The sequence below is a fragment of the Arsenophonus endosymbiont of Apis mellifera genome (assembly GCF_903968575.1).
Taxonomy (GTDB): Bacteria; Pseudomonadota; Gammaproteobacteria; order Enterobacterales; family Enterobacteriaceae; genus Arsenophonus; species Arsenophonus apicola.
Genome location: NZ_CAJCFU010000032.1, coordinates 1 through 13,696 on the forward strand (window position 1 = coordinate 1; position 13,696 = coordinate 13,696).

General features: G+C 37.0%; 12 protein-coding genes, 1 tRNA gene and 1 pseudogene. 7 read left to right on the plus strand and 7 right to left on the minus strand.

Annotated elements, in window-relative coordinates:
- From H1X92_RS03690 to H1X92_RS03710, 5 genes and pseudogenes are all read right to left on the minus strand, one after another.
- The coding region (locus tag H1X92_RS03690; RefSeq protein WP_180558910.1) for a Rha family transcriptional regulator at positions 1 to 575 on the minus strand (575 nt) is incomplete at its 3' end.
- A 535-nt stretch (positions 576 to 1,110) separates the two neighbouring features.
- Positions 1,111 to 3,000: pseudogene (locus H1X92_RS03695) on the minus strand (EscV/YscV/HrcV family type III secretion system export apparatus protein); the annotation flags it as partial.
- 22 nt (positions 3,001 to 3,022) lie between these two features.
- On the minus strand, positions 3,023 to 4,099 hold the full coding sequence (gene sctW, locus H1X92_RS03700; RefSeq protein ID WP_180558911.1) for a type III secretion system gatekeeper subunit SctW: 1,077 nt from the start codon (positions 4,097 to 4,099) through the stop codon (positions 3,023 to 3,025).
- A gap of 5 nt (positions 4,100 to 4,104) precedes the next feature.
- Complete coding sequence (gene sctC, locus H1X92_RS03705; protein WP_180558912.1) at positions 4,105 to 5,787, minus strand: type III secretion system outer membrane ring subunit SctC; 1,683 nt, start codon at positions 5,785 to 5,787, stop codon at positions 4,105 to 4,107.
- The gene (locus tag H1X92_RS03710; protein WP_180558913.1) at positions 5,777 to 6,532 is read right to left on the minus strand and encodes a helix-turn-helix domain-containing protein; all 756 of its coding nucleotides are present in this window, start codon (positions 6,530 to 6,532) and stop codon (positions 5,777 to 5,779) included. The genes sctC and H1X92_RS03710 overlap by 11 nt, the downstream gene beginning before the upstream one ends.
- Positions 6,533 to 6,776: 244 nt before the next feature.
- On the opposite strand from H1X92_RS03710, the gene H1X92_RS03715 reads away from it, so the two are divergent.
- The 7 genes from H1X92_RS03715 (at position 6,777) to H1X92_RS03745 (ending at position 10,565) form a co-directional block, all read left to right on the plus strand.
- The gene (locus H1X92_RS03715) at positions 6,777 to 7,838 is read left to right on the plus strand and encodes a hypothetical protein (RefSeq protein WP_180558914.1); all 1,062 of its coding nucleotides are present in this window, start codon (positions 6,777 to 6,779) and stop codon (positions 7,836 to 7,838) included.
- A gap of 31 nt (positions 7,839 to 7,869) precedes the next feature.
- Positions 7,870 to 8,109, plus strand: coding sequence for an EscF/YscF/HrpA family type III secretion system needle major subunit (locus H1X92_RS03720; RefSeq protein WP_180558915.1), 240 nt, complete (start codon positions 7,870 to 7,872; stop codon positions 8,107 to 8,109).
- A 6-nt stretch (positions 8,110 to 8,115) separates the two neighbouring features.
- Positions 8,116 to 8,385, plus strand: coding sequence for a type III secretion system inner rod subunit SctI (gene sctI / locus H1X92_RS03725; RefSeq protein ID WP_180558916.1), 270 nt, complete (start codon positions 8,116 to 8,118; stop codon positions 8,383 to 8,385).
- A 2-nt stretch (positions 8,386 to 8,387) separates the two neighbouring features.
- Positions 8,388 to 9,125: a type III secretion system inner membrane ring lipoprotein SctJ gene (sctJ, locus tag H1X92_RS03730; RefSeq protein WP_180558917.1), complete on the plus strand. Its 738-nt coding sequence runs from the start codon at positions 8,388 to 8,390 to the stop codon at positions 9,123 to 9,125.
- A gap of 32 nt (positions 9,126 to 9,157) precedes the next feature.
- Positions 9,158 to 9,700, plus strand: a complete 543-nt coding sequence (locus tag H1X92_RS03735) for a hypothetical protein (protein WP_180558918.1) — start codon at positions 9,158 to 9,160, stop codon at positions 9,698 to 9,700.
- Complete coding sequence (locus tag H1X92_RS03740; protein ID WP_180558919.1) at positions 9,681 to 10,382, plus strand: hypothetical protein; 702 nt, start codon at positions 9,681 to 9,683, stop codon at positions 10,380 to 10,382. Before H1X92_RS03735 ends, H1X92_RS03740 begins: the two co-directional genes overlap by 20 nt.
- Before the next feature lie 98 nt (positions 10,383 to 10,480).
- Positions 10,481 to 10,565 (plus strand) — tRNA-Leu (locus H1X92_RS03745).
- A 286-nt stretch (positions 10,566 to 10,851) separates the two neighbouring features.
- Here the strand turns inward: H1X92_RS03745 and H1X92_RS03750 are convergent.
- Positions 10,852 to 12,012: a restriction endonuclease subunit S gene (locus tag H1X92_RS03750; protein WP_180558920.1), complete on the minus strand. Its 1,161-nt coding sequence runs from the start codon at positions 12,010 to 12,012 to the stop codon at positions 10,852 to 10,854.
- Complete coding sequence (locus tag H1X92_RS03755; RefSeq protein WP_180558921.1) at positions 12,009 to 13,643, minus strand: class I SAM-dependent DNA methyltransferase; 1,635 nt, start codon at positions 13,641 to 13,643, stop codon at positions 12,009 to 12,011. Before H1X92_RS03755 ends, H1X92_RS03750 begins: the two co-directional genes overlap by 4 nt.
- Between the last annotated feature and the right edge of the window lie 53 nt (positions 13,644 to 13,696).

Below are 13,696 nucleotides of genomic sequence, written 5' to 3' on the forward strand. Positions count from 1 at the left end.
TCTTCCGTTACGTGCCAGATACGCTCACACTCTGTAGCGATAGAAGGGACTAGTAGTACTTCCATTGGATAGGGTGAAGGAATGCCGGTAACTTCTCTCAATGCATACCAGATAGCATTATTCCATGCGTCCCTGAAACGAAAGTTTTGCGTCATCAGTGCAATGATACGGGCGAGATTTTGGGTATCTTTGCTGCTGAACTTTTCGTGAGCTTCGGGTTGGTATTTTGGTGCAGAATGTAGCTCTGCTTCCATGCGGTTAAATTCAGCAATATAGGCTTCTTTGAATTGTGCAGCTTTTTTGCCTGTAAACCCCATCACTAAAAATACGAAACCATCTTTGGTCATTTCGTAGTATTTAGATTCTCGTTTTGCACCTTTGCCTATATTTATTTTCTGGAACATCTCCGCAAAATTGCGGACATGAAATTCAGACGAACAATCTAGGTTGCGAATTTTCTTTAAAACATCATCATGTCGCTTACCAAAATAATGAGAAACATCTTGAGATGAGGTAACAGCTTTGCCATTATGAATAATAACTTTAGGTGTGATAGTAGAAAGTTGAAGTGTCATATGACCTCCGATGGTAGTATTAAAATTTCTCACCACCGTTGAGGTCAATCTTGGGTGGTGAACTGAACAGGGTTGACCTTACCGGAACTACCGACCGGCCAGCTTTTCAGCTGCCCTATCCAGCCCACCATTGAATTGTGGCTAGATTACGACATTAAAAAACACGCTCGCGGCGTGTGCATGTCGCGGTAGTTTACGGCGAGAGGTCAATCCCGACACCTGAATTATCAGATGCACACAAACTATAGCGCATGATTTCTTCTTTCGTCAATGGGTATTTTGTATTCGTAGTTAAACGAATGGTTAGGGTGTTTTTGGAATTGAAAATGAGTGTGAATTTAGACTGAGATTTTAGCCGAAATGAGCTAAAATTAGAACTCACTATAAGCCGTAACTAATTGATTTATAGTGAGTGAAATCGCTTGTTTTTACGTGTAAATATGTATATTAAATGAGCTATAATTTTTTAAATGATTGATATATATGTATTTTATTTTTGTTAAGTGACTATCTTAGGAATAGTATAATTCTCTCTAATTGCGACTAATAACCTATCTTGTACCAGATCCAATTGAGCAGGTTCGAGATTTAAAAAAGAGCCGGCCGAAGTTTGTCGTATTCCTTGCCGAATAATTTCTTCCAGCTCTGCTGAAACGATTAGCACATGCAATTTTTGTTGAAAAATAAAACTAGCTGTAATGTAACGTGCTAAAAGTGTTCGAATTTGTTCAACTAACATAATCGGATCTTTTTCTTTCGGGCCCCATTGCACCAGCCCGCCTAAAATTATCTTAATATTACGAATTGATATCTGTTCTTGTAATAGACGTTGTAATACTTCGGTAATTCGTTGGATCGACACATGGCGATAGCACTCTTTCAATAATTCAGGATATTTCCTTTCTAATTGATCCAATAAATCTTTGGTTTCTTGAATACCAAAAAACTCACTGATATTACGGGTTATTACCTGACTGAAGTGACAGTAAAATTCGCTGATATCACTTGCAAACAGATAGCCTAGCGGTTCTAATCTATTTTTCTCTTCTTGCTGTACCCAGTAGTAGGTTTCACCTTGTTTCTGAGTTGTTTGGCTCTTAAGTCCCAACTGACCAAATTCATTGGTTTTATTAAGCACCCGATAACTTTCAAAGATAATATGAAATTCTGCGCTTCTAACTTCATTGACTAAAATAATGACTTTATAGGGTTCTAATTCGGCAGAATAATTAATAATAAAGTCAGGCAATAACAATCCATATTGGATTAAGATCTGATTTTTTAACCACTGGGTTAATTGATTATTTTCAATATAATCTTTATGTTGCTCTGAGATTGAAATAATTAATGGCACCGCTTCATGATAAGAGATATCCACGTTAGATTGAGACTGAACATTATTTTCTCGGTTATTAATACTACTATGATGGCCACTAATTTTTTTCTGATTTTTAGCTATTTTTTTATTAGCTAAGGTTTTTCTTAAATAGGAGCCGCTAATTAATATTGATAGCAAAATAAATATCAGTGTTGGAAAGCCAGGTAAAAAACCCATAATAAACGTTAAAACTGCGGTAATAATTAGAGAAAAATCATGGGAAAACAGCTCTTTGATAATATTTTGACCCAGATTTTTCTGTGTACCTCCCACTCTGGTGACAATAAAACCAGCACTAATTGAGATCAGTAAAGCAGGGATTTGGGCGACTAATCCATCACTGATGGTAAGCATGGTATAAGTTGTCAATGCCTCGCTGAAACTAAAGCCCATCTGTACCATGCCAACAGAAATGCCGCCTAAAAAGTTGACAAAAATAATCACAATGCCAGCAATAGCATCTCCCTTAATAAATTTCATAGCACCATCAAAAGCGCCGTATAATTGACTCTACTGTTCAAGCTCAATACGACGATGCTTAACACCATCATTATCAATAATGCCAGATTTTAAATCAGCATCGATGCTCATCTGTTTACCCGGCATGGCATCAAGCGAAAAACGGGCAGCAACTTCAGCCACTCGTTCAGAGCCTTTGGTGATCACGATAAACTGAACAACGGTTACGATAGCGAAGATCACCAATCCCACCACTAAGTTGTCACCAATCACAAATTGACCAAAGGAGGTAATAATGTCGCCGGCATCGGCATCAAGTAAGATCAGACGGCTAGTGCTAATAGATAATGCCAGTCGAAATAAGGTAGTAATTAACAATAGAGCAGGGAAACTGGTGAAATGAATGATCTTGGTGATATAGAAAGAACTCATTAATACCAATAGTGAAATGACAATGTTTAAGCCGATCAGCAGATCAACAATATAAGTCGGTAATGGTAGTATGAGCATGGCTATCACTAAGATCATGATGCCAAGTACGATAAGTTCAGGCTTGTTTCTAATTTGCAACAAAACTGATTGCAACATATTGCGTTCCCTGCTTTGAAAATTAAAGACGACTTAAGCTTTTTTCTTTTTGATAAAGTAAATCAAGTAATGCAAGTAAGTATGATTGTGTTTTTTCCCTGATCTCAGGGCTTAAGTAGATTTCTATAGTTAACGATTTAAATGCTGCCATCAGTTGTTGAAGCAATAAAATATGTTGTGTGATAACAATAGTTAGCTGTTTATTAGCAATAATATCTTGGATAATCATCATCATCGCTTCGGGATCACTTAATCCCTTAATAAAAATAGGTAACCAACTCACTTGAGCATCAGGCTGGATTAAAAAGGGTAGATTAGAGCAGTAAGCGAAAAAGATTTTGTCAGCAGAAGAGAGTTGTTTGATTCGGCCTAAAGAGGATAAATAGACAGCAAACTCGGGCATAAATGAGCAACTTGGCGACAATGCTTGCATATCACAAAGTAGCGACTGCAAAACAAAATCGATAATTAAAAAACGTTTATCATAGCCATATTGATTAACCCACTCCTCATAAAACCATAGTGGCTCAATATCTTGGCTAATAAAATCGCGGTATAACTGGCGGAGTTGCATGGTGCTTAATGCTGTTTGATAACTAAATTGTTTAGCTTTTAGCGCAATATTGATACCAGCTCGGGTTGCTTTTGCTCGTTGATGACTACCCTGGCAAAGTGAATTGATCTCAGCTTCAATCTCAAGCGCCAATGCGGCAGAAAAATAGCGCCGACGTAAAAGCTCTTTTAGCACTGAGACAAAGTCACTATCATCAGGAAAAAACTGTCTCAGTAAGGTTAAAATATCAGCTAACTTATTCTTTTGATTGTTTAATAATTTGATCGCTGTAGCCAGTTTTTTATCTACATTATCTTCCAAAATCCGGCTAGCTATATCACTACTATCCTGTTGTTTCTTTTGTAGATCTTGGCGGCGATTAAATTGACTCATTGCCATCGACATATCATCCATAATATCTAACAACTGGTGGTGGTGATTTACTACCATTGCTGTAGGTTTAGTGGTTTCAATGTCTGATGGTTGTTGGGTTTTTGGTAGCTGGCGTAACAAAACTGATGAGTTAATTTTATTGATATCTACCATTTTTATTACCTATTCTCTTTATTGATATAAGTATAAAGCAGGTCAATAGCGGCCTGTGTTTGAGGATCACTCGGTTTAAATGGATTTTTTCCCAGCGAATCATTTAACAGATTTTTTCCCTGAACCAGTCTGGGTTGCAGCATAAAAATACGCACCATTTTTTTATTGGTTGTACTGCTATAGCGAAATAATCCACCTAACCATGGAATATCGCCAAGTAATGGGATTTTACTCTCACTGGAATCAATATCTTCTCTGGTATAACCACCAATCAATAGACTATCGCCTTGGGCAACACGAGCCACTGTACTGATATTGGTACGATTAATAACTGGCAACGCATCGATTTTTTCTGTTTCACCGCTATTGGTTTTTTTTTCAGCGCCATCTTCCAAATTAATAACCATCTCAATTTCATCGCCGGTAGGCGAAAGGCGAGGGACGACACTGATCATTGTGCCAAATGTGGCTGACTCTAACGTGGCAATACGTTCTCCACGTACTTGAGCATAGAAGGTAGTGCTATTATCAAAGATGGCCGGCGTATTTTCTTGTGTTAGGATAATAGGGCGGGAAACCATTTGCGCGCTTCCTTCCAGACTCATTGCCCGTATTTTGGCTAAAAAGTGGATCCCGGCAGCAGCGCTAATATCGCTGGTATTAAGTAAAAAGTTACCATCTTTAGAGTGATAACTGCTTTGCCAATCAATACCTAGCCGATCCGCTTCATGTTTGGCGATATCAATGATCCATAATGACAGCTCAACTTGCCGTTTCGGTTGATCTAGCCGTTGGATCATTTTATTGATCAATTGAATACCTTGAATACTGCCCTTGGCTAACAGACTGTTCGAACCAGGCAAAGGCACTAACTCGATTGATTCTTTGCCGATACGGGTAACAAAGGAGGGATCTGGTTCATATTGTTCGTCAATACTAGCAATTTTTTTATCAGTTTGATTTGCGGTTTGCCTATTGGATTGAAAAAGTTGTTGTAGAACTGTACTAATGCCAGGTAAAACTAATTTTTCCCCCCGAATCGAGTAGCTTCTATCGGTGACAAAGGTATTTTTTAAAGCAAAAATGTGAACATAATCATTACCAAAGCGTTTTTCTTCAATAATATCCTGTTTTAATTGGAGTGCTTCTTGATCCAGATATTCTGCCGCAGCTTGAACCAATTTCACATAAATTGGCGGCCCAGAGACATAAAAGGTTTTATTATTGCTGCCACCGCGTAAAGGATAACGTGGATCGTAAAGACCAATGGCATATAAATACTCTTTTACGCGCTTAAAATCGATCTTTTTCAGGTTAAGCATCTGTTGTTTCATTTCACTACCATCGTAAATATAGATGACGTTACCATCATTAAAATAGATAAATGCCATTCTACGTACGAAGGTATCAAAAGCGGTTTTGGGGGATGAAACATCAAATCGACCTGAAATTCGCTTCTTTTTTACTGCTGAACTAAGAATAAAAGGTTTATTCAATTTATCGGATAATACGTCAAAAAATTGCTCAACCCGACTATCAACGGCAATAAATAGTTCATTGTCCTGTTCAATCTGCTCTTTAAGTAAAACATCGTCTTTTAAATTCGAAAATGTCGTTGCTTGATTAGGAAAAACCATCAATAGAAAACAACAGGAAACGATGGCCTGCAATAACGGGCTAATCTTCATAGAATGACTTCCTTATCAATCTAAATGACTTAGGTGTGGCACCAAAAATAACTTTTATCTCTTTTGAAAGATGTGAAGCGGAACTAAAACCGTAATCCAAAGCTATATTGGTTAGGGGTTTATTTTTTAGAATTATTGATAAGATTGCTGAAGTAGCGCGCCATGAACGTAACTGTTTTTTACCACATAGACCTAAATATTGATGACAAAGGCGCCGAAAATGGGTCTCTGAAACGCCATACTTCAGACGAATTTCCGTTATATTATTAATATTTTGTTTCATTTGATTAAGTAAGTGACGGGTAATCCAATAGCATTCATGATTTCTCATCGCTTCAATTAATGGCTGCAATGGCGTCCGATAAGGAGTTAGTAAAGTATTGATGAGTAAAGTTTGAATATCTTTTCCCGCGCAAGCATCGAGAATATACATGTGATTTTTAGTAACTACTGATTGATTAGAATAATTGGGAAGATTGTGATTAGCTAAAGCATAATCGATGTAAGCAACCAGTTTTATACAAGAAAAGATATCTGCTTTTTCTATTGTCCACTGGTTATGGCTAGGTTTTATTGTTGTAACCTGTTCAAGGGATAAAAATATTTGTTTATCAGTTAAATGATAATATTGATTCTGTTTGTCTTTTACAATTCCAAATGAATTATTAGGGATATATAAAAATAAAAAATATTTAATGTTTATATTATTAATATCTATTTTATTTTTAGGTATAAAATAGTTCATATATTCCTTCCCTGATAAATCTTATTTATAATATAAGTAAGTTTTATAATATGATGTTTAACTTGTTAGCTTTAAATTTTTTGTTAAAATGATACACTACTCTTCATAAGAAAAAAAACATAAATATATAAATAAAAAAAATCAAATTTAATCTTTGATGTATTTTTTTCTTTTATAATTTTTCAATATAAATAGTGATAAAGGTATATTAAATATTTTAATAATTTCAATATAGATAAATTTTATGAATATAAATAATAATTATGTAATTCGTTTTTTTACTGGGAAACTCAGTGGTACGCTTTTTTCGTTAATACCTGGTCACTATCAACTTATAGTTGGTGATGAACAAAGTATTTGTCAATGGTCAGAGCAACATAATAATAAAAATGATAAGGATTTTATACAACTCTATGTACCCACCCATCAGCAAAATAAGCTGATTATTATTGACGTTATTTTGCCTAATATTGATAATCAACAGGATAGTTTTTGCTATAGTATAAATGAAAAAAATAAACCAGCTAAGTCATTGGAAGCTAAATTCAATTACCCAACTTTCTGGCAAAAAATACCGCTATTTGCGATAAAAAAAATTGATGAAAAATGGTGTGATGAGTGTGAGAATTTATTTTGTTTAATTGAGAAATCCTATAAATCAAATAAAAATTACTTGATAAAAATAGCAACCACTTTTTTATTGCTTGTCTTATTTTTATTCTGTTATTATGTGTTCTCTTATGAAGTTAATATTAATAAAAAATTTTTATTTACTAAAGGAGTTATTAATCATTCACAAGCATTTGATTGTGAACAATTTTTGAATAAAAAAAATAATATAAAAAAAATTGTTGATGAAATTAATAGTTCTATTTCTAATACGGAACGTTTTTATTTCCATATAGTAAATTATAATAGTATTTCCTTTATTTATCAGAATAAAACAACTAAAGAAATGATTAAGGAATTATTAAATAAATATCAACCATGTCAATTTAATGTGAATGCTATTTTATTATCTGATTTAATTAATTATGTCGATAATAAAATTTCAAATATAGTAAAAAGTTATAAATTATGGTTGTCTGAGAAAGGATTAATTATTCAATTGCGTGAAGTTCTTACGGAAGACGAAATTTATCAGTTGAAATCGCAATTAAAACCTTATCAGACTCAACTAGGAAAAAATTTTTTTCAATTTCTATTACCTGAAGAGCAGGAAACTGAATTAGAAAAAACGCAACTTAAAAGTACCAAGGGATATATTTTCGTTCAGCCGGAACACCGATACTTTCCCGCTGGTTAGTTATTAACATTATTGGAAAGGAGATCCTTGTATGTCAATTAATAATAGTACTATTGGAGATATACTTAAAAAGACTAAAGCGACATCTGATGACTATCAAAAATGTATTAAAGATGCGGTTGAAAGATTGAAGAAAGATCCATCCAATTCAGCGGATTTGGCTGAATTTCAGGCTGCGATGGCGGGATACAGTGTTTTACTGAACTATATGTCAACGACTATTAAGACACACAAAGAGAATGCACAGACTATATTGGGTAATATGCGTTAAGGATAAATGATGAATATTAATAATAAAAGTAATATTTCTGCCATGACTGAACCTGCTGAAGGGGAATCGATGACGTTACAACAGGTTATTAGTCAGGCATATCGCCAACACTATCAAGTTGAACAGCAAGTTACTGATACATTGCAAACAGACGATCTCTCTTCACTTCTTGCTATACAGCAAACTACACATGATTATCAGGTTGAAATGTCATTATTAAGTACCTTAGCTCGTAAGGCATTAACAACCGTTGAAACGGTTATAAAGGCGCAATAACTGTGACAAGACTCTTTCGCCATATGCGCTTTTTTATCACGCTATCTCTTCTCATTTTGCTTTTATCTGGTTGTCATGATGAAGCGTTACTTAATTCGCTGAATCAACGACAGGCAAATGAAGTACTGGCAGTTTTGCAAAAACATCACATCACGGTCAGTAAAAGTGCACAAGGAAAAGGGCTCTATAAAATTAATGTGGCGAAAGAGGACTTGCCTGCTGCGGTACAACTATTACAAGAATATCAATTACCTTCGCCAGAACGGCTTGAGATTTCCCAATTATTCCCTGCTGATGCCTTAGTTAACTCGCCACAAATTGAAAGAGCCAGGTTAATTTCAGGTATTGAACAGCGACTTGAACAATCCTTAATGGCACTGGACAAAATAGCTGATGCGCGTGTCCATCTTAGTTATCCTATTGCTGCTAATAGCCGTAGCCAGGCACCGATGAAAGCCTCCGTCATCATATTTTATCATGATGAAAACCAAGATGTTGATGAATTAAAATTGGGTATAAAAGCATTTATTAAAAATGCAATTAGTGAATTGGAGTCGCAATATATTACGGTGTTCTTAATTCATAAAATATCACCAACAATTCCTTCTTATACTGAAAAAAATGTATCTGGCGGAGCATATTATTTATATGTTCTATTATTTTTTATCATAATAATAGTGGGTGGCGTGATCTATTGGGGCATTAAACGTAGATCAGCAACCACAGCTAAACAACATTGAAACAACAAACTTTTAATTTGATACAAACAATAATGTACCAACCAGCCAGTTATATTCATCATTCATTTGGTTACCCACCCTATGATAAGTTAACGATGGCGGAAAAACGGATCTATGATCAACAGGTAATGGTGCGCTTCCAATTGCCAACAGCGCTTGATTTTGATCTTGATGATAACTTACCCGCACAGTTATATATTAATTATTGGTCTAGGCTACCAATAGCGGCTTTATATTTAGGTGGTTTATATCAGTTACCGCAACTGATGATTGCCAATCAACTCAAACAATTGCCAGAGCCATTCAGACAATTTTTATCCTGGGCCAGGCTGCTGTTGCCGCCGCAAAAACAACAAATTGTCCCGCTAATTGCCACATCCTATTCACCAGAAGAACTAACAAAGTATGGTATGTGGGCAATGTTACCATTAATTGAAAAATGCTCTTTGGCATTAACAGCCCGCTTTAGTTTACTGTTTAATAAAAATTATCCACAGTGCCAAGCCAATACTGTTTTACCGGTTAATTACTCATTATTAAAAGCAACGCTTAATTATGTTACCTACACGACCTGAAAAATTATTGACTCAAGCGATTGATAATGTATTGATCCGCGCTAAGTTCAAACAGAGCCATGATTATCATGAACGACTGATCAGCCAGGCTAAGAAACAGGCCAAGAAAATAATTATTGCCGCGCAGACAGAAAAAGAAAAAATATTTAACCAAGCTAAAATTAATGGCTATTGCCAAGGCATCAGCCAGACATCTACCGCGTTAGCTATATTTATTCAGGCATACCAAACCCTAAATCACACCCTTTATAACGATATAATTAAACAGATAGAGCAAACATTAATTCAATTTTTATTAACCGAACCGGTAATTGAACAACTGTTACTTAATTTAATGGCCAAAATTGACCTACAACAGCAAAGCAAAATTTATCTGCCGGAAAAGCTGGCAGCTACATTATCTGATCGCTGGTCAGACAAATTTAGCAACATAAAACTCACTCACCACAAAGAAAACGGCATAAAGCTAGAAATGGCTAATGAAATTCTCTACTTCTCGCCGGAAAAAAGTGTAAGCGAAATGATGAAAAACATCATCGCCGATAAACAGATCACCGCCAGTAACCAGCAGCAAATAGATTGCATCACTGAATTGAAAGAAAACTTAGCCAAAACGCTACAACAACAGTTTGAACACTATCTGACACTCAGTGAGCAAAACTTGCCAAAATCAGATAGATGATTGCTTTTTAAGCACTTAACGCCATCGCCTAACAATAACAGTTGCGCCTGACGAGATGACAAGTATAATAGCGCCGTTTTCCACAATTCTCCCTCACTGCCGAAGTGGCGAAATTGGTAGACGCAGTTGATTCAAAATCAACCGCCTTCGGGTGTGCCGGTTCGAGTCCGGCCTTCGGCACCATAAAACAGCTATTTTGATGTTTTTTTGAAGTCTCTAATTTCATAATCAACTTAAAAACAAGTCAGTTACACTATTTCGTGTTCGTTCTTGGTCTCTTGTAGTCTACACTTCATTTGGGACATAATCGGGAGCCTGTCAATTCGATCAGGATTTATACCCCAAAATGAAACTCAATGCTTGCCAGATAATTTTGCACGAAACGGGTAACAAACTGCTGGCTGAGCAGCCTTCGCGGGCAAATAAGTTTAATTGTCAACGGGTCAAACAAGTTCATTTGGACTTACTCCTATAGCTGATCTAAAAAAGCTCGTTGGCTTAGTGCGCTAAACATCCCGGTTATGCCTATAGCACTTTCGCCAAGTTTTTGCTTATATTTTTCTAACATATGCACAATGCCTAAGAACTTTTTTTGTTGTTCCATTGGAGGAACTATTACTCTAACCTGCTCAAGATTTTTCTGACTAATTCCTTTGATAGTCGCACCAGTAACGAATTTTCGAATGAAGTGATCTTTAACTAACGGATCTGACAAATAATGGAATAAAAACCGCTTATCAATTTGGTTTTTATCTGGAGTTATACGAATCATCGAAGATTCAAAAATCAATGGTTCGTCCGACTGAGGGATCAAACTGGGTTTGGCAGCTCCTTCGTAATTTAGAGAGCGCCTAGATATCATTAGATCTTCATGAGTTAAAATATATTTCACTATATCAGCATCGCTAGCCTGAACTCTTTTTAGACTACCCCGTTGAATAATATCGTAAAATGCATCAGTCATGTGAACCATTTCAATACCGTATTTAGAGTATTTATCCCTAGGAAAGTAAGCTCCATTTTGAAATTTCCCTACCACTAAAGAGACAAGAGGCTTCACATCCCATCCTTTCGGATTCGTAACCGGATCACCAAACATCGCCAAAAACGTAGCCCGCAAAAAATCATCAGCTAATTTTATGGCTTGCTTGCGTTTTTGGCGGATATTATCAGCTTTATCGAGAATATTGCTTATTTTTTTCTGTATATTTTTTTCGGGCAGAGGGATGGATAAGTTTAACAAAAAATTTTTACTAACATGAGGAATTGTTGCCCCTGTACAATGCTTTCTAATTTCTCGAAACTTAGATTTTAAAAAATATCCGACATAACGTGTTTCGATATCATATTTAGGATTTATTCTCAGTCTTGCCAAAGTGCTTCCAATTTTACCTATCAACCCATAGCCAACAGTCCCAGCATTAGCTCCATCCCATGCGATAATGAGATCATTAGCTGTAACTGTAATCCCATTTAGGTCATCGGTAAAAACTAAATTATTATTATTTCTCAAATCATCTATCTGGATATATCTATGGCTTGTAGATGAAGGAGACTGAGAAATAGTATATTTTTTCCCTTTTGAAACTGTAAGAAAACTTCCCAAGGGCATTATTTTTATTGAACTCACAGCATCCCCTCCAGCTCATCCAAATCAGCCAGGATCTCTTTTTCCAACTCTTTTAACCGCTGTAGTATCACTTTTGGATCTTCATATTCCTCTGCTTGATACACGATTTCTTTATAACGGTTAATTGATAGGTCATATTTCTGCGCGGCTAAGTCCTCTTTTGGCACCACAAACGCTGCTTGTGTGCGATCTTTAAAATCAATATCAGTATCAATTCCTTCTGGGTACTGCTGTTTCAGTAACGAGGCAAATTTTTCGCCCATAAAGTTATCAACTGGCAGTCCGCGCAAAGTACGATAGTGTTTCCAACTGGCTAGCAGATGCGGCAGGTCGTTATCTTTTATCGGATTACGTTTGTCATCTAGGCTGTAGCCGTCATTTTGCAGGTCGTAGAACCAGACTTCATCCGTTTGCCCACCTTTGGTGAAGATGAGGATTGCTGTCGCTACGCCAGCGTAAGGTTTAAAGACGCCAGAGGGTAGGTTGATGACGGCTTCTAGCTGGTTATCCTCTACCAGCGTTTTACGCAGTGACTGATGCGCCTTGCTGGAGCCAAACAGTACGCACTGCGGTACAATAGTCGCGCTGCGTCCGCCCACTTTCAGCATTTGTAGGATCCGCGCCAGAAACAGTAGCTCGGTTTTTTTGGTTTTCACCATTGCCGATAGGGTAGGATCAATATCCTCTTCATCCAGTGAACCAGTAAATGGTGGGTTCGCTAGGATCAGGTTAAAGGCGTTTTTACTGGATTGTGGGAAGTTGCTGCTGAAGCTCTGGCTCATGGTGTCCTGATAGTGGATGTCCGGCTCTTCCACACCATGCATAATCAGGTTCATGGCGGCGATGCGCAGCATGGTGGTATCAAAATCGTAGCCGTGGAACATGTTGTTATCCACATGCTTACGCCACTGCGTTAGTAAATCGCCGGTAAATATTTTTTGCTCTTCCAGTTCGCCACGTTCATTGATGCCTTTTTCGGTATGGATCGATTCTAGTGAGCTGTATTTTTCCAGCAAATATTCATAGCTGGTTGCCAGAAAACCACCGGTACCACAGGCTGGATCACAAATTGTCTCACCACGCGCCGGGTTAGGCTCCATCATTTCGACTATGGTGCGGATAATATGGCGCGGCGTGCGGAACTGGCCATTGATCCCGGCAGTCGTAAGTTTGCTTAATAGGTATTCATAGAGATCGCCTTTGGTGTCGCCTCGATCCAACGGTAGGTTTTTGATCACTTCAACAGCTTTCGTTAATAGCGATGATTTAATGATCTCCAGACGGGCATCTTTCATAAAGTTACCCAGCAGCGTTACCTTCATACCGTCAGCTTGGCCAAGTTGGCGGAAATGCTGGAATACGCCGTCGCGTACCACTTCCATCATCTCATCTGAGCCAAGGTTACTGTAGTGGCTAAAACGAAATTCCTGTTGCAGTGGGGAAAAGCGTGGTTTGAAGTCTACCTCAGCAATTTTTTTGCGTTTTTCGTCTCTTTGCTCTTGCGTATCTGGCATGCGGGAATACATTAAATAGGTGATCTGTTCGATAACGGTCAGCGGGTTGGTTATACCACCTACCCAAAAATCTTCCCATAGCCCGTCAATTTTACTTTTTAAGTCACCAGTAATCATTTATTAATATCAATCCTGTTATAAATACAAAAACCCCGTTGCCGGGGCTTGCC